We start from the raw sequence: 15,768 nt of genomic DNA, 5'->3' as shown, positions 1-15,768 counted from the left end.
ACTGAGGCGGCACTGACGTATTCGGCGGACGAATAGCCGCCGCAAGGCGAGCACGTCGTCCGGCGCGAGCGCATGTATCGAAAGATGCATGCGCTTTTTCTTTGGCCGCGCGAAACGAGCGGAAGGCGCGCGATGAAATTCGTTCGCCGAAACGAAAAACCCGCCGCCAGATTTCCGGCGACGGGTTCAGGCCGGGTAGGCTTACCCGGACTAAGGGCACAGCGCGCTGTGCCTGGGTGTCGCGTACTGCGAGAGCTTACGGACGGCTGCCCGTCGGGAACGGCCATGCCGCTGCCGGGTTCAACGCCGTCTTGACCGCAGCGGCCGGAGCCGGAGCAGGCGCCGATACGGTCGTTGCCGTCGTTGCGGGAGCAGCAGCCGTAGTCTTCTTCGCAGCAGCGGCCTTCTTGGCCGGAGCTTTTTTCGCGGGGGCCTTCTTCGCAGCGGGAGCGGCAGCAGGGGCAGGCGCAGCGGCTGCGGTCTTCGCAGCAGCCTTTTTCGCAGGAGCCTTTTTCGCAGCGGCCTTCTTCGCTGCGGCCTTCTTCGCGGGCGCCTTCTTCGCCGCGGCCTTCTTCGCAGGCGCCTTCTTGGCTGCGGCCTTCTTCGCGGCTACCTTCTTGGTCGCGACTTTCTTCGCAGCGGCTTTCTTCGCAGGCGCCTTCTTCGCCGCGACCTTCTTCGCTGCAACCTTCTTCGCCGCTACTTTCTTTGCTGCGACTTTCTTGGTTGCCACTTTCTTTGCTGCAACCTTCTTCGCCGCGACCTTCTTGGCCGCTACTTTCTTCGCTGCAACCTTCTTCACAGCGACCTTCTTGGCGGCAACCTTCTTCGCCGGTGCGGCCTTCTTTGCGGTGACTTTCTTCGCTGCAGCCTTTTTGGCGGCGGGTTTTTTCTTGGCAACTGCCATGGTTTTTCTCCTTCAGGTTTTCAGATGAGAGTCAGTTCAAACTACACCCTTCGTCAAAACCCGCTTCCCACGCGTCGCCTCTCACAGCGCACGCTACGAAGCGGATTATTCATCGGCGTACGCTGATCCCACCTGCTTACGCTAATGAATACGGCAAGGCGCGCCGTGCCCCGAGGCACCGCGCGCCAAATTGAGTCAGCACCGCATCTTCGCGGCGCCGGCCATCGCTTGATCGAGCCAGCGCGCATGCCGCTGGCATTTTCCGGGGGGAAGTTTGCCCATCCCATTGAAGGGATCGCAAAACGCCTGTCTTTCATTCGTGCCGATAATCGGCTCGCCAAGTCAGTAGGCGCACTTTGCATCGGGCGACCGTTCTCCTAAACCTTGTCGATCAGGCGCGCGTGAGCGACACGCTGCTGCCTGACCGTCCCATCGATTTCGTCTGCAACACGTCCTGGATTTTTATTATTCCCAGGTCAGCGCGCCGCCGGTTTGATACTCAATCACGCGTGTCTCGAAGAAGTTGCGTTCCTTCTTCAAGTCGATCATTTCGCTCATCCACGGGAACGGGTTTTCCTCGTTCGGGAAGAGCGGGTCAAGCCCGATCTGCTGGCAGCGCCGGTTGCAGATGAAGCGCAGGTAGCTCTTGAACATCGACGCGTTCAGGCCGAGCACCCCGCGCGGCATGGTGTCTTCAGCGTAGCGATATTCGAGCTCCACCGCCTCCTTGAAGAGCTCGCGGATCTCGGCCTTGAATTCGGCGGTCCACAGTTGCGGCTCTTCGAGCTTGATCTGGTTGATGAGGTCGATGCCGAAGTTGCAGTGCATCGACTCGTCGCGGAGGATGTACTGATACTGCTCCGCCGCGCCCGTCATCTTGTTCTGGCGACCCAGCGCCAGAATCTGCGTGAAGCCGACATAGAAGAACAGACCTTCCATGATGCAGGCGAACACGATCAACGACTTCAGCAATTTCTGGTCCGCTTCCAGCGTGCCGGTGGTGAATGCCGGATCGGTCAGCGTCTGGATGAACGGAATGAGGAACTCGTCCTTGTCGCGAATCGACTTGACTTCGTGATACGCGTTGAAGATCTCGCTTTCATCGAGACCCAGCGATTCGACGATGTACTGATACGCGTGCGTGTGGATCGCCTCTTCGAAGGCCTGGCGCAGCAGGAACTGGCGGCACTCCGGAGCGGTGATGTGACGGTACGTGCCGAGCACGATGTTGTTCGCGGCGAGCGAGTCCGCCGTGACGAAGAAGCCGAGGTTGCGCTTGACGACGCGACGCTCGTCGTCCGAGAGACCGTTCGGGTCTTTCCACAGGGCGATGTCGCGCGACATGTTCACTTCCTGCGGCATCCAGTGGTTCGCGCAGCCGGCGAGGTACTTCTCCCACGCCCACTTGTACTTGAACGGCACGAGCTGATTGACGTCGGTCTTGCCGTTGATGATGCGCTTGTCGGCGACATTGACGCGCGCTTCGCTCTGCGCGGCGATCACGCCGGCGGACGGTGTAGCGGCTGCGGGCGGAACGAAGCCATCGGAGAAGATGTTCGTCGAGTTAGCCTGAGCAGTCTGATGGGTAGCTTGATGAGCTTGCGCGAATTGCGCCGTGCCTTGAGCGTTGCGCAACGTGTTCTGTTGCGAAGCGCTCGAGGGAGCTACGGCAGTGGTCTCGTCATCCCAGTTGAGCATAAATTCTCACCATCAATTTAGATCGGTTTGTACCATCTTTTCATGAGCGATAAAAGAGTTTGCTCATGAAAATTCTCGTTTTCATGCGATTTAGATTCGACGTTGCTACCTGCATACAACACTTGGCTCGCAGCCGTGTGTGTGAAGCTCGATGCGACATCTGTTGAATCGTGTGTGAAGCGGTCCTGATCGAGTGACTTCGAAGGCATCGCAACGTGCTTGCGCGTGGCTTCATCGATGTCTTGAAAGCCTTGTCCCACGGTGCTTTGCGGCCGACGTGCGATGCATGATGCGAAGCACGTCGTGTTTTGCTGCGAGCATGAGCGCGATGACGAGTGTGCGATCTCGAACGCATCGAAGCGTGGCTCGCTTCGCTCATCGATCGATGTCTCTCGACGACACTCGATGCGATGCAAAACATGTGTCGAGAAGCGAGCGGCTTGCTACCTTCACTCGCGCTCTTCGATGAGCTTCGATGCTGTTCATCGAACACGCGCCGCGTCACTCGAAACACCCTCGGACGAGTACGTCGAGGCGCCTGCTCTTGCCTGCCGCGTGCTTCGAATTCGTTGCCGAAGTTTAGCATTTGGCGTCTCTTGTTTCCACAATATCTTGTGCTTGCAAAACGTGTCGATACAACCTATAGCGCGTTTACGCGGCGATCCGTTTCGACGAAAAAACTCATCGGCCTCGCAACGGATCGAGCAGCGAGCGCAGGTTGTTATGGTCGATCTCATGCATCAACGCGAGCAGCTTGCCGAGCTTGCCCTCTGGAAAACCCTCACGCGCGAACCACGCGAGATAGTGACCGGGCAGATCCGCGATGAGCCGATCCTTGTACTTGCCATAGGGCATCGTCTGCGTGACGAGCCGTTGCAGATCCAGCGGGTCCATCGTTTCTTCACTCCTCGTTCAATGTTCATCGCAGCACGCAACGCGCTTCGATCGCTCAGCGACTGCTCCATATCGGTGCCATAATCGCCGCTCTTGCCGCCAAGAGTTGATCGCGATTCACCATGCCGCTTGCCGTCAAAGCTTTCATTGCCCCTCTCATCGTCGCGTGCGCGATGTTCATGGAAAGCGTCGACGCCAACGTGATCGTCACCGCGATTCCTGAAATGGCGCGTGCCTTCGGACGCGATCCCGTCACATTGAAAGTCGCCGTCACGAGCTATGTGCTCGGGCTCGGCGTCTTCATACCGATCTGCGGCTGGGTCGCTGACCGCTTCGGCGCACGCGCCGTGTTCCGTACGGCTATCGGCGTGTTCGTCGTCGGCTCGCTGCTCTGCGCGGCCTCCACGTCGCTCGGCCCCTTCACCGTCGCGCGCTTCATCCAGGGCGTCGGCGGCGCGATGATGGTGCCGGTCGGCCGCATCATCATCTTCCGCTCGGTGCGCCGCTCGGAGTTCATTCGCGCGATGAACTACCTCTCGGTGCCCGCAATGCTCGGACCCGCGGTCGGTCCGTTGCTCGGCGGCTTCATCACCACCTATCTGCACTGGCGCCTGATCTTCTTCATCAACATTCCGATCGGCATCGCCGGCATCTATCTGACCAACCGCTACATCGCCAACTCGCACGAGGACCATCCGGGCCGGCTCGACTGGTTCGGCTTCTTCCTCTCCGCGAGCGCGGGCGTGCTGCTGTTGCTCGGGCTCTCGCTCGTCGGCGGCGAACTGATACCGCAACGCACGGCATTCGCGATGTGCGTAGCCGGCGCGCTGATGGTCGTGCTGTACTGCATCCACGCGCGCCGCTCGGAGAAGCCGCTGCTCGACTTGCGCTTCTTCCGCGTGCCGACGTTTCAGGCGAGCGTCCTCGGCGGTTCGATGTTTCGCATCGGGCTCGGCGCGGTGCCGTTTCTTCTGCCGCTCGCGCTGCAGGAAGGTCTCGGCATGACCGCGTTCAAGTCCGGCGCGATCACCTGCGCGTCGGCGTTCGGCGGCATGTTCATGCGCTCGCTCGCGTCGCGCGTGCTGCATCGCTTCGGCTTCCGTCAGACGCTCTTCTATAACGCGGCGCTGTCGGGCATCGCCATCGCGGCGTGCGGCTCGTTCTTCCCCGGCACGCCGACCTGGGTAATCTGGGCTGTCGTGCTGCTCGGAGGCTTCTTCCCTGCGTTGCAGTTCACGAGCCTCAACTCGCTCGCGTATGCGGAGATCGAAACGCGCGATGTCGGGCGCGCGACCAGCCTTGCCAGCTTCGTGCAACAGGTGTCGCTTGGTCTTGGCGTGACCATCGCGGGGATCACGCTCGAACTCTCGCAATATCTGAACGGTCATGCGAGCGTGCAATGGTCCGACTTCTGGCCTGCGTTCGTTGTCGTCGGGTTGTTCTCTTTTCTTTCGATGCCGATTACCGCGCGGCTCGCGCATGATGCAGGGACGGAGATTTCGCGTGGCACGCGGGGGTGAGGTTGTTGCTTCTTTTGCGGTCTTGCTTCTTCCGTTACCTCGCCGCTTGCTCAGTAGCCGCCTCCCCGGCGGAGGGGTCACTTTCTTTGCTGCTGCAAAGAAAGTAACCAAAGAAAGCAGCTATCCCCAGCCTAAGCACTTCACACCGGCCGCGGCACAGGCGATTGGCCTAATGGCCCGGCAGTAGCGAGTGCCCCCACAAGCAGATAAGGGCTTGGACCGCGCACGGTCTGACTCATCGCGCCGCTTGCTTCACTGGTTCAGCACCAAATAGCTCCGGCCCGCTTCGCGGCCGACCGATTAATCGGGTGCGCGCGCGCTTCTTCTCGACGGCTTCCCTCGCATACCCAACGGCAGCGCGTAGCGCTGTGCCGAAGCTATTTGGTGCTGAACCAGCGCCCGAAAACAACTGGCTTGTCAGACCGTGCGCGAGCCAAGCCCGATTGGGCCTGTGGGGGCGACACTTAGGCGAGTGCCACTTGCGGCTGGCAAGCATGGCCAACGTGCGTGTGACCGCGGGCGGTGAGAAGCTGCTTTCTTTGGTTACTTTCTTTGCAGCAGCAAAGAAAGTAACCCCCGCCCCGGGGAGGGGCAGTGCTAATAGACCGACACGAAAACGGGATCCGGCGAAAACAACCGCGAAACCAACGGCGAAAAAAAACCGGCACCGACCACTTCCCTCACGAAGAAGAAAGCACCCGGCACCGGTCCTCAGAGACCGCTTCAACCCACGCTTATTGGCAAGCCTCGCACTCGTCGAAGCCAGCATCCCCCGGACGCATCATGCAAACGGGACCATCGGCTTCGGGCGCCGGCGCTGCTTCCACTGCAGCGGCATTGAAGCCACCCGCGTTCGACGCGCCACCCGACACGCCACCGAACCCGCCCTGCGCACCCGATGCGCCCGACCCGCCATCGCCCGACGGCACGGCATTCAGCGCACCGTGCGCCACGGTCGACTTCTCGACGTGCGTCGCCGCCATCGTACGGAGGTAATACGTGGTCTTGAGGCCGCGAATCCACGCGAGCTTGTAGACCTCGTCGAGCTTCTTGCCCGACGCGCCCGCCATGTAGATGTTCAGCGACTGCGCCTGATCGATCCACTTCTGACGGCGCGACGCCGCTTCGACCAGCCACTTCGGATCGACTTCGAACGCCGTCGCGTAGATTGCGCGCAGATCCGCCGGAATGCGGTCGATGCGCGAGAGCGTGCCGTCGAAGTACTTCAGGTCCGACACCATCACTTCGTCCCACAGCCCACGCGCCTTCAGGTCACGCACGAGGTAGTCGTTCACGACCGTGAATTCGCCCGACAGATTCGACTTCACGTACAGGTTCTGGAAGGTCGGCTCGATGCACGCCGACACGCCGATGATGTTGGAGATCGTCGCCGTCGGCGCGATCGCCACGCAGTTCGAGTTGCGCATGCCGTAGGTCGAGATGCGCGAACGCAGTTGCGCCCAGTCCATCGACTCCGACGAATCCACTTCCACGTAACCGCCGCGCGCGTCCGCCAGCAGCTTCAGCGAATCCTGCGGAAGAATGCCGCGATCCCACAGCGAACCGCGATACGTCGCGTAACGGCCGCGCTCTTCCGCGAGTTCCGTCGACGCGTAGTACGCGTAGTAGCAGACGGCTTCCATCGAACGATCCGCGAACTCGACCGCTTCGCCCGACGCATACGGCGTGCGCAGCAGATGCAGGCAGTCCTGGAAGCCCATGATGCCCATGCCGACCGGACGATGCTTCAGGTTCGAGTTACGCGCCTTCGGCACCGCGTAGTAGTTGATGTCGATGACGTTGTCGAGCATGCGCATCGCCACGCTGATGGTGCGCTTCAACTTCGCGTGATCCAGCGCGTAGCTGCCGTCGGCCTGCTTCACCATGTGCGCCACGAGGTTCACCGAGCCGAGGTTGCAGACGGCGATTTCCGTCTCGCTCGTGTTCAGCGTGATTTCCGTGCACAGGTTCGACGAATGCACGACGCCGACGTGCTGTTGCGGCGAGCGCACGTTGCACGGATCCTTGAACGTGATCCACGGATGGCCCGTCTCGAACAGCATGCCGAGCATCTTGCGCCACAGTTGCGCGGCCGGCAGCTTCTTGAACAGCTTGATCTCGCCGCGTGCGGCTTTCTCTTCGTAAGCCACATAGGCCTTCTCGAAGTCCGCGCCGAACAGATCGTGCAGATCCGCGCAGGTCGACGGCGAGAACAGCGTCCAGTCGCCGCCTTCGACGACGCGCTTCATGAACAGATCGGGAATCCAGTTCGCCGTGTTCATGTCGTGCGTGCGGCGACGGTCATCGCCCGTGTTCTTGCGCAGTTCGAGAAATTCCTCGATGTCGAGGTGCCACGACTCCAGGTACGCGCACACCGCGCCCTTGCGCTTGCCGCCCTGATTCACCGCGACGGCCGTGTCGTTCACGACCTTCAGGAACGGCACGACACCCTGCGACTTGCCGTTCGTGCCCTTGATATGCGAGCCGAGCGCGCGCACGCGCGTCCAGTCGTTGCCGAGGCCGCCCGCGAACTTCGAGAGCAGCGCGTTTTCCTTCAGCGCTTCGTAGATGCCGTCGAGATCGTCGGCGACGGTCGTCAGATAGCACGACGACAACTGCGAGCGATGCGTGCCCGAGTTGAACAGCGTCGGCGTCGACGACATGAAGTCGAACGACGAGAGCACGTTGTAGAACTCGATCGCACGCGCTTCGCGGTCGATTTCGTTGAGCGACAGGCCCATCGCGACACGCATGAAGAATGCCTGCGGCAGTTCGATGCGCGTGCCTTCGACGTGCAGGAAGTAGCGGTCGTAGAGCGTCTGCAGGCCGAGGTAGCCGAATTGCAGATCGCGGTTCGCGTCGAGCGCGGCGCCGAGGCGCTTCAGGTCGAATTGCTGGAGCTTGTCGTCGAGCAGGCCGGCTTCCACGCCGCGCTTGATGAAGAGCGGGAAGTACTCGGCGTAACGCTCGCCCATTTCGGCTTGCGTTACTTCATCGACGAGAATTTCGCGGCGGATCGTGTGCAGCAGGATGCGCGCGGTGACCTGGCTGTACGCCGGGTCCTTTTCGATCATCGTGCGCGCGGCGAGGATGGCCGAGTCGTAGACCTGGCTCATCGGCACGCCGTCATACAGGTTCTTCACCGTTTCGGCGACGATCGGCTCGGCCGACACCGCGTCGCCGAGGTTCGCGCATGCGGAGACGATCAGCGCCTTCAGCGCGTCGAGATCGAGCGGACGCGTGACGCCGTTGTCCGTCACGTTGATCGCGCCTTCGTGCGGCTGCGCGCTCTGCGCTTCCGAGCGCTCTTGCGAACGCTGCTGCGTGCGCTTCTCGCGATACAGCACGTACGCCCGCGCGACGTTGTGCTCACCGCCGCGCATCAGCGCGAGCTCGACCTGATCCTGAATGTCTTCGATATGGAACGTGCCGCCATGCGGACGGCTGCGCACGAGCGCGCGCACGACGGCTTGCGTCAGTTGCTCGACGAGTTCGCGCACGCGCGCCGAAGCCGCGCCCTGGCCGCCGTTCACGGCGATGAACGCCTTCGTCACGGCGATCGCGATTTTCGTCGGCTCGAACGACACCACGCTTCCGTTGCGACGGATGACCTTGTAGTCGGCATACGTCGTGTTCGGCGCGAGCGCTTGTGCCGCGCCCGTGGCCTGCGCACCGCCCATCGGCTGTGCGGATGCGCCTTCGAATGAAGTCGTGGCGTTGTCGGTGGTTTGCATGTGCAAAACTCCTGGTGTTCGAATGGTGCGGATGATCCGCGGATTTATCACTTATGCCGCGCGCGTCACGAGTTCGTCATGAAGGTCACGCGGTGTTTTGGCGGTAAGCCAGGCTGTGAGTACAGCAGGCTGGAAACACGAATCGCGGCGCTTACGGCCCGCATTGTTATTGGCGTCTCATGCGGTGCCCGCGTTGGCGCGCGGTGTCGGTCGACGCAATTCGCGCTTGCTTGCATGCCTTCTTCACGGTGCTGCTCGCTGGCGCCCGATGCGCCCGACGCCTCTCTCCTCGCAAAGAGAAACCGTCTCGCGCATCGCCCCGGGCCAGCCAAACTTCTCTACGCCGGAAAGCTGGCGGCGCCGGCTCATGGGAGCGGGCGCCGCTTCAACAACACAAGATATAGTGCAAAGTACGTCTTTCGGCACCAAGTATAGTGGACATCCACGCAGTCTCAAAAAGGTTTATTTGCCTCTGGTCCGGCGTTGCGGGGTTGACTTTTGCTAGCGCAAAGCACGGCAAGGCATCGCGCGCGACCCTGCTGCGCCGCAACGAGAAAGACCTTACGCAGCGCTCAGATGTTGAACTGAAACGGGAAGAATGAAGGCGGCAGCGCGCTGTCGTGGCGCAGGCGCGGCCAGTCGAAGTGCGGACCGGGGTCCGTCTTGCGGCCCGGCGCGATGTCGGAATGTCCGGCCAGCGCGTCGATCGGATAACGCTTCACGACGATGCGCACGAGCGCGACGAGCGCGTCGTATTGCGCGTCTTCGAACGGCATGCGATCGCTGCCTTCGAGCTCGATGCCGATCGAAAAATCATTGCAGCGCTCGCGTCCGCAGAACGACGAAACGCCCGCATGCCACGCGCGTTCGTCGCAGGAGACGAACTGCTCGATCGCGCCGTCGCGACGGATCACGAAGTGCGCCGACACGCGCATGCCGCGCAGATGATCGAAGTACGGATGCGCATCGTGATCGAGCTTGTTGAGGAAGAAATCAGCGATCGAGTTCGTCGTGAAATCGTCGGGCGGCAGGCTGATGTTGTGCACGACGATGAGCGTCGGCGCCGCGTCGCCGGGACGCGCCTCGAAGTTCGGCGACGGCAGTCGCGTCGCGCTCGTCAGCCAGCCTTGCGCGTCGATATGCGGATCGCCTTTCCTGACGACGTGCATGTTCATCGCGCGTCGCGGCCGGTCGGACGGCTCGCGTAATGGCGCGCGTGATCGGCGCAGCAGAAGCGCTCGCCCGCGACGACGATCGACTCGCTGCGCGGCGTGTGCACGCCGCATTGCGCGCAACGGATGAGCGGATCAGCAAGTTGCGGCGCGCTCGCGGCCGCGCCATTGTCGTTGCCGTTGCCATTGCGCGCACGATGCGCGCCGCTGGCGCCGCCCGCGGTCGCGCCGCCGGCTTGGGCCTCGCCCTGTTGCGCGCGCTCGTTGGCGCGGCGCAGCTTCTTCAGGACCCACTGGCTCACGAAGAAGAGGACGATCAGAAAGAAGAAATTTCGCATCGAATGAATGCCGTTAAAGAGTGCGTCCGTTCAGACCTTCAGGCGCTCAGACGACCGCGCGATGCAGCAGCACTTCGAACACGAAGCGGCTGCCGACATACGCGAGCAGCAGCGCGGCGAACGAGGCCAGCACCCAGCGCAATGCCGCGCGTCCGCGCCATCCCGAGATGCGGCGCGCGGTGAGCAACGCGCCAAACATCAGCCAGGAGACGAAGGCGAACACGGTCTTGTGATCGAAGCGCAGCGCGCGATCGACCAGTTGCTCGTTGAACGCGATACCCGACACGAGCGTGAGCGTGAGCAGCACGAAGCCGGCCGCGATCAGGCGGAACAGCAGCTTTTCGAGCGTCAGGAGCGGCGGCAGCGTATCGAGCCAGCTCGTGAGCCAGCCGTTGCCCGTATGACGCGTCGCCATGCCGCGCATGCGCTGCAGACGGCGTTCGAGCATCAGCATGAGCACGGCGTGCAGCGCGGCGATCGCGAAGAGTCCGTACGCGATGTTCGCGATCAGGAAGTGCAGCTTGAACATCGGCGCGGCGGAGTACGACAGCACGCGCACGCCGCCGAAGATGAGCGGCAGCAGCGACGCCACGCACGCGAGCGGCAGCACGAGCAGCCGCAGGCCGTCGAGCGGAAAGAAAAAGCTTTCGATCCAGTAGATGCCCGCGCCGAGCCAGAACATCGCGGACAGCGCGAACGCGAAGCCGAAGACCATCGCGTTCTGGGGAAAGATCGTCGTGTGCAGCAAGAGGCCGTGCACGAGCAACGCTACTAATAATAGAGCGCGGCCCAGTCCGCCCATGTCCGGCGACATTTTCCGCGCCGGTGCCATGCCCGAAGGCACGCCCGCCAGCGCCGGCTCCACGGCCGTGTGGCGATGCGCGCGCCACCCCGCTACGGCAAGTCCGCCGTAGAGAAGCGCAGTGAGGGCATACAGTACAATATCCATGTTCGAAGTTTACACTAGGCCCTTGAATCGCGACGTTTTCCCCCTTGCGGCGACGCGGGGCGCAGAGTCGTTTTGCGCTGAAAAAGGGCCGCATTCTCTACCTTTCCCCCATGCTCGATAATCTCACTCAACGGATGGCGCGCGTCGTCAAGACGCTGCGCGGCGAGGCCCGGCTCACCGAGGCCAATACGCAAGAGATGTTGCGGGAAGTGCGGCTCGCGCTGCTCGAAGCGGACGTGGCGCTGCCGGTCGTGCGCGAGTTCATCGCGAAGGTGAAGGAAAAGGCGCTCGGCGAAGAAGTCGTGTCGAGCCTCTCGCCGGGTCAGGCGCTCGTCGGCGTCGTCCAGAAGGAACTGACGGCGGTGATCGGCGGCGATTACGAAGGCAAGGCCGCCGAACTGAATCTCGCCGTCGCGCCGCCCGCCGTCATCCTGATGGCCGGACTGCAGGGCGCGGGCAAGACCACCACGACCGGCAAGCTCGCCAAGCTTCTGCGCGAGAAGAGCAAGAAGAAGGTACTCACCGTTTCCGTCGACGTGTATCGCCCTGCCGCTATCCGCCAGTTGCAGACGGTGACCGAGCAGGTCGGCGCGGACTTCTTCCCGTCGGAGCCGGATCAGAAGCCTGCCGACATCGCGCGCGCGGCGATCGACTGGGCGAAGCGCCACTATCACGATGTCGTGATCGTCGATACGGCCGGCCGTCTCGGTATCGACGAAGCGATGATGAACGAGATCAGCGAGTTGCACGCGCTGCTCAAGCCCGCTGAGACGCTCTTCGTCGTCGATGCCATGCTCGGTCAGGACGCGGTCAACACCGCGAAGGCGTTCAACGACGCGCTGCCGCTCACCGGCGTCGTGCTCACGAAGCTCGACGGCGATTCGCGCGGCGGCGCGGCGCTTTCCGTGCGGCACGTCACCGGCAAGCCGATCAAGTTCGTCGGCGTCGCGGAAAAGCTCGACGGGCTCGAAGTCTTCCATCCGGATCGCATGGCGAACCGGATTCTCGGCATGGGCGACATTCTCGCGCTCGTCGAGGAAGCGCAACGCGGCGTCGACAGCCAGGCAGCGCAAAAGCTCGCCGACAAGGTCAAGAAAGGCGGCGACTTCGACCTGAACGACTTCAAGGCGCAACTCTCGCAGATGAAGAAGATGGGCGGCCTCTCGTCGCTCATGGACAAACTGCCCGCGCAGTTTCAGCAAGCCGCGCAAGGCGCGGACATGAACAACGCGGAAAAGCAAATGCGCCGCATGGAAGGCATCATCAACTCAATGACGCTCCAGGAGCGCGCGAAGCCGGAACTCATCAAGGCCGCGCGCAAGCGCCGCATCGCCGCGGGCGCGGGCGTGCACGTTCAGGAAGTGAACCGCATGCTCAACCAGTACGAACAAATGCGCGGCATGATGAAGAAGCTCAAGGGCGGCAATCTGCAGAAGATGATGCGCGGCATGAAGGGCATGTTGCCTGGCATGCGCTGATCTCAGTACCTCGAACCCGCGTTTTCGCGCGTCGCCCGACGCGAAGGAAGCGCGGGTTTATCATATGGCGCACGCCGCCGTTTTTTTCCACACTAAGAAGTCAGCCTCTCCCCCGCTTTCCCTATGAATCGCGAAGAAGCTCTCCATATTTTCAGCCACTCCGAAGAGATCGTGACGGCTGACGAAGTCAACGCATCGATCGGCAAGATGGCCACGGCCATCAAGTCGGCGACGCAAGACGACTTCCCGCTCGTGCTCTCGGTCATGGGAGGCGCGGCCGTGTTCACCGGCATGCTGCTGCCGCATCTCGACTTCCCGCTCGAGTTCGATTACATCCACCTGACGCGCTATCGCAACGCCATCAAGGGCGGCAGCGAGATGCAATGGCGCGTGGCGCCGGCGGAATCGGTGAAGGACCGCGTCGTGCTCGTGCTCGACGACATCCTCGACGAAGGCGAAACGATGGCCGCGATCCGAGACCGCATCATGGCGATGGGCGCGAAGACGTTCCTGTCCGCGGTGCTGTGCGAAAAGATCATCCCGAAGGCGAAGCCGCTGCGCCCGGATTTCTGCGGATTCGAGGTGCCGGATCGCTACGTGTTCGGATGCGGGATGGATGCGAAAGGTTACTGGCGGAATTTGCCGACGATTCGCGCGCTGACGGAAGGCGCGTAAGCGCTCTTCGAAGCGACGTAAAAAAAGCGGCCTCGGCCGCTTTTTTCATAGCTGATGCACGAAAGTGCGTATTCCCGTGAGAATCATCTCGACGGAAATCGCCACGAGCACGAGTCCCATCAACCGCTCGAACGCCGTGACCGCACGCTCGCCGAGCCACTGCTGAATCTTCTCCGCGAGGATCAGCACGATCGCGCAGACGATCATCGTCACGGAAAGCGCGCCGATCCATTCGAGCATCTTGCCGGGTGCCTGCGAAGTCAGCAGCATCACCGTCGCGAGCGCGGACGGACCCGCCAGCGCCGGAATCGCGAGCGGCACGATCAGCGGCTCGCCGCCGCGCGAATCGCCGCCCATCGGGCCATCGGGATGCGGAAAGATCATCCGCAGCGCGATGAGAAACAGCACGATCCCGCCGCCGATGCGCAACGACAGATCCGTGAGGTTCATCGCGCGCAGAAAGCGATCGCCCGCCAGCATGAACACCAGCAGGATCACGAACGCGATCGCGACTTCCCGCAGGATCACCACGCGGCGCCGCTCTTTGGCGACGCCGCGCAGCGCGTTGATGAAGATCGGAATGTTGCCGAGCGGATCGGTGATCAGCAGCAGAAGGATCGTCGCCGACAGGAAGTTGTACTGCATTACTTCCCGAGCGCGGCCCGCACTTTGGCCATCACGACGTCGGCCGCTTCATCGACCGGCAGCAGCGTGGCTTCGGTATCGCGACGGCTCTGATACTCGAGCTTGCCTTCCTTCAGCCCGCGATCGCCGATCACGATCCGATGCGGCACGCCGATCAGTTCCCAGTCCGCGAACATCACGCCAGGACGCTCGCCGCGATCGTCGAGGATCACGTCGATGCCCGCTTGCTGCAGCGTCGCGTAGAGCTTGTCGGCCTGCTCGCGCACGGCGTCGCTGCGGTCATAGCCCATCGGGCAGATCACGACTTCGAACGGCGCGATGGCCTCCGGCCAGATGATGCCCTTGTCGTCGAAGTTCTGTTCGATCGCCGCGCCCAGCACGCGCGTCACGCCGATGCCGTAGCAGCCCATCTGCATCGGCGCGGGCTTGCCGTTTTCGTCGAGGAACGTCGCGCCCATCGAATCCGAATACTTCGTGCCGAGCTGGAACACGTGACCCACTTCGATGCCACGGCAGATTTCGAGCGTGCCCTTGCCGTCCGGCGACGGATCGCCCGCGACGACGTTGCGGATGTCCGCCACTTCCGGCTCGGGCAGATCGCGGCCCCAGTTCACGCCGGTCGTGTGGTAATCGACCTCGTTCGTGCCGACGACGAAGTCGCTCATGTTCGCGACCGTGCGATCCGCGATCACGCGCACCGGCTTCTTTGTGCCGATCGGACCGAGATAGCCCGGCGGCGTGCCGAACCATTCGATGATCTCGGCTTCCGTCGCGAAGCGATAGCCCGCGAGGCCGGGCAGCTTGCCCGTCTTGATGTCGTTGAGCGAATGATCGCCGCGCAGCATCAGCAGCCAGATCGTGGGCTTGGCGCCTTCGTTGTCGGTTGCGAGAATGATCGACTTGATGGTCTTTTCGAGCGGAATGTTCAGAAGCTGCGCGACCGCCTCGCATTTCGCGGCGCCGGGGGTCGGCGTCTTCTTCAGTTCTTCCGTGGGCGCGGCGCGCTGCGCGATGAGCGGCAACGCATCCGCGGCTTCGACGTTCGCCGCGAAGTCCGAGCTCGGGCAATAGGCGATGTCGTCCTCGCCCGTGTCCGCGATCACGTGGAATTCGTGCGAGCCGCTTCCGCCGATCGAGCCGTTGTCCGCCGCCACCGCGCGGAACTCCAGGCCGATGCGCGTGAAGATGCGGACATAGGCTTCGTACATCTTGCGATACGACTCGGCGAGACCGTCGCGGTCCTTATCGAAGGAATAGGCGTCCTTCATGATGAACTCGCGGCCGCGCATCACGCCGAAGCGCGGGCGGATCTCGTCGCGGAACTTCGTTTGAATCTGATAGAAGTTCACCGGCAACTGGCGATAGCTCTTGATCTCGCGGCGCGCGATATCGGTGACGACTTCCTCGTGTGTCGGGCCCATCACGAAATCGCGCTCGTGGCGATCCTTGAAGCGCAGCAGTTCGGGGCCGTACTGCTCCCAGCGGCCCGACTCCTGCCACAGTTCGGCGGGCTGCACGGCGGGCATCAGCAGTTCGAGCGCGCCCGCGCGGTTCATCTCTTCACGCACGATGGCTTCGACCTTGCGCACCGAGCGCAGCCCGATAGGCATGTAATCGTAGATACCGCCCGCGACACGGCGGATCATGCCGGCGCGCATCATCAGCTTGTGGCTGACGATCTCGGCGTCGGCGGGAGCTTCTTTCAGGGTGCCGATGAAGAAACGGGATGCTTTCATTCAAATTTTCCAAATGCGGCGC

Annotated in this window: 12 protein-coding genes and 1 pseudogene; 3 read left to right on the top strand and 10 right to left on the bottom strand. The window is 62.4% G+C overall.

Annotation, left to right across the window (positions count from 1 at the left end; genetic code table 11):
• Positions 1–256: 256 nt before the first annotated feature.
• From ACEN42_RS02900 to ACEN42_RS02885, 4 genes and pseudogenes are all read right to left on the bottom strand, one after another.
• Positions 257–907, bottom strand: coding sequence for a histone H1-like DNA-binding protein (locus ACEN42_RS02900; RefSeq protein WP_035507757.1), 651 nt, complete (start codon positions 905–907; stop codon positions 257–259).
• A 31-nt stretch (positions 908–938) separates the two neighbouring features.
• Positions 939–1,269, bottom strand: a pseudogene (locus ACEN42_RS02895) (hypothetical protein).
• 103 nt (positions 1,270–1,372) lie between these two features.
• Positions 1,373–2,605: a ribonucleotide-diphosphate reductase subunit beta gene (locus ACEN42_RS02890; protein WP_187606080.1), complete on the bottom strand. Its 1,233-nt coding sequence runs from the start codon at positions 2,603–2,605 to the stop codon at positions 1,373–1,375.
• A 681-nt stretch (positions 2,606–3,286) separates the two neighbouring features.
• Positions 3,287–3,499, bottom strand: a complete 213-nt coding sequence (locus ACEN42_RS02885) for a DUF3820 family protein (RefSeq protein WP_250484151.1) — start codon at positions 3,497–3,499, stop codon at positions 3,287–3,289.
• 122 nt (positions 3,500–3,621) lie between these two features.
• On the opposite strand from ACEN42_RS02885, the gene ACEN42_RS02880 reads away from it, so the two are divergent.
• Complete coding sequence (locus ACEN42_RS02880) at positions 3,622–5,019, top strand: MFS transporter (protein ID WP_238212806.1); 1,398 nt, start codon at positions 3,622–3,624, stop codon at positions 5,017–5,019.
• A gap of 734 nt (positions 5,020–5,753) precedes the next feature.
• On the opposite strand, the gene ACEN42_RS02875 is transcribed toward ACEN42_RS02880, so the two are convergent.
• From ACEN42_RS02875 to ACEN42_RS02860, 4 genes are all read right to left on the bottom strand, one after another.
• Positions 5,754–8,753 (bottom strand): ribonucleoside-diphosphate reductase subunit alpha, encoded by a 3,000-nt coding sequence (locus tag ACEN42_RS02875; protein WP_371880580.1) that lies wholly within the window; start codon positions 8,751–8,753, stop codon positions 5,754–5,756.
• 572 nt (positions 8,754–9,325) lie between these two features.
• Positions 9,326–9,928 (bottom strand): 1,6-anhydro-N-acetylmuramyl-L-alanine amidase AmpD, encoded by a 603-nt coding sequence (ampD, locus tag ACEN42_RS02870; RefSeq protein WP_371880579.1) that lies wholly within the window; start codon positions 9,926–9,928, stop codon positions 9,326–9,328.
• Positions 9,925–10,263 carry a PP0621 family protein gene (locus ACEN42_RS02865; RefSeq protein WP_371880578.1) on the bottom strand — a complete coding sequence of 113 codons (339 nt, stop codon included), beginning with the start codon at positions 10,261–10,263 and terminating at the stop codon, positions 9,925–9,927. Before ACEN42_RS02865 ends, ampD begins: the two co-directional genes overlap by 4 nt.
• 46 nt (positions 10,264–10,309) lie before the next feature.
• Positions 10,310–11,212 carry an inner membrane protein YpjD gene (locus tag ACEN42_RS02860; RefSeq protein ID WP_371880577.1) on the bottom strand — a complete coding sequence of 301 codons (903 nt, stop codon included), beginning with the start codon at positions 11,210–11,212 and terminating at the stop codon, positions 10,310–10,312.
• Positions 11,213–11,322: 110 nt separating this feature from the next.
• On the opposite strand from ACEN42_RS02860, the gene ffh reads away from it, so the two are divergent.
• The gene (gene ffh, locus ACEN42_RS02855; RefSeq protein WP_035511281.1) at positions 11,323–12,690 is read left to right on the top strand and encodes a signal recognition particle protein; all 1,368 of its coding nucleotides are present in this window, start codon (positions 11,323–11,325) and stop codon (positions 12,688–12,690) included.
• Between the two features lie 123 nt (positions 12,691–12,813).
• Positions 12,814–13,365: a hypoxanthine-guanine phosphoribosyltransferase gene (locus ACEN42_RS02850; RefSeq protein WP_035511284.1), complete on the top strand. Its 552-nt coding sequence runs from the start codon at positions 12,814–12,816 to the stop codon at positions 13,363–13,365.
• A 45-nt stretch (positions 13,366–13,410) separates the two neighbouring features.
• Here ACEN42_RS02850 and ACEN42_RS02845 read toward each other — a convergent pair whose 3' ends face one another.
• Both ACEN42_RS02845 and ACEN42_RS02840 read right to left on the bottom strand, forming a co-directional pair.
• The gene (locus ACEN42_RS02845) at positions 13,411–14,010 is read right to left on the bottom strand and encodes a MarC family protein (protein WP_035511285.1); all 600 of its coding nucleotides are present in this window, start codon (positions 14,008–14,010) and stop codon (positions 13,411–13,413) included.
• Positions 14,010–15,746: a proline--tRNA ligase gene (locus ACEN42_RS02840; RefSeq protein WP_371880576.1), complete on the bottom strand. Its 1,737-nt coding sequence runs from the start codon at positions 15,744–15,746 to the stop codon at positions 14,010–14,012. The genes ACEN42_RS02845 and ACEN42_RS02840 overlap by 1 nt, the downstream gene beginning before the upstream one ends.
• Positions 15,747–15,768 lie beyond the last annotated feature (22 nt).

Source organism: Caballeronia sp. S22, from assembly GCF_964261745.1.
Taxonomy (GTDB): domain Bacteria; phylum Pseudomonadota; class Gammaproteobacteria; order Burkholderiales; family Burkholderiaceae; genus Caballeronia; species Caballeronia jiangsuensis.
The sequence above is the reverse complement of the archived record's forward strand: the minus strand, read 5'-3'. Positions and strand labels throughout refer to the sequence as shown.

Bases quoted from the DNA above. Each gene is read 5' to 3' on its own strand.
- ACEN42_RS02900 (WP_035507757.1), bottom strand. From the start codon at position 907: ATGGCAGTTGCCAAGAAAAAACCCGCCGCCAAAAAGGCTGCAGCGAAG.
- ACEN42_RS02890 (WP_187606080.1), bottom strand. From the start codon at position 2,605: ATGCTCAACTGGGATGACGAGACCACTGCCGTAGCTCCCTCGAGCGCT.
- ACEN42_RS02885 (WP_250484151.1), bottom strand. From the start codon at position 3,499: ATGGACCCGCTGGATCTGCAACGGCTCGTCACGCAGACGATGCCCTAT.
- ACEN42_RS02880 (WP_238212806.1), top strand. From the start codon at position 3,622: ATGCCGCTTGCCGTCAAAGCTTTCATTGCCCCTCTCATCGTCGCGTGC.
- ACEN42_RS02875 (WP_371880580.1), bottom strand. From the start codon at position 8,753: ATGCAAACCACCGACAACGCCACGACTTCATTCGAAGGCGCATCCGCA.
- ampD (WP_371880579.1), bottom strand. From the start codon at position 9,928: ATGAACATGCACGTCGTCAGGAAAGGCGATCCGCATATCGACGCGCAA.
- ACEN42_RS02865 (WP_371880578.1), bottom strand. From the start codon at position 10,263: ATGCGAAATTTCTTCTTTCTGATCGTCCTCTTCTTCGTGAGCCAGTGG.
- ACEN42_RS02860 (WP_371880577.1), bottom strand. From the start codon at position 11,212: ATGGATATTGTACTGTATGCCCTCACTGCGCTTCTCTACGGCGGACTT.
- ffh (WP_035511281.1), top strand. From the start codon at position 11,323: ATGCTCGATAATCTCACTCAACGGATGGCGCGCGTCGTCAAGACGCTG.
- ACEN42_RS02850 (WP_035511284.1), top strand. From the start codon at position 12,814: ATGAATCGCGAAGAAGCTCTCCATATTTTCAGCCACTCCGAAGAGATC.
- ACEN42_RS02845 (WP_035511285.1), bottom strand. From the start codon at position 14,010: ATGCAGTACAACTTCCTGTCGGCGACGATCCTTCTGCTGCTGATCACC.
- ACEN42_RS02840 (WP_371880576.1), bottom strand. From the start codon at position 15,746: ATGAAAGCATCCCGTTTCTTCATCGGCACCCTGAAAGAAGCTCCCGCC.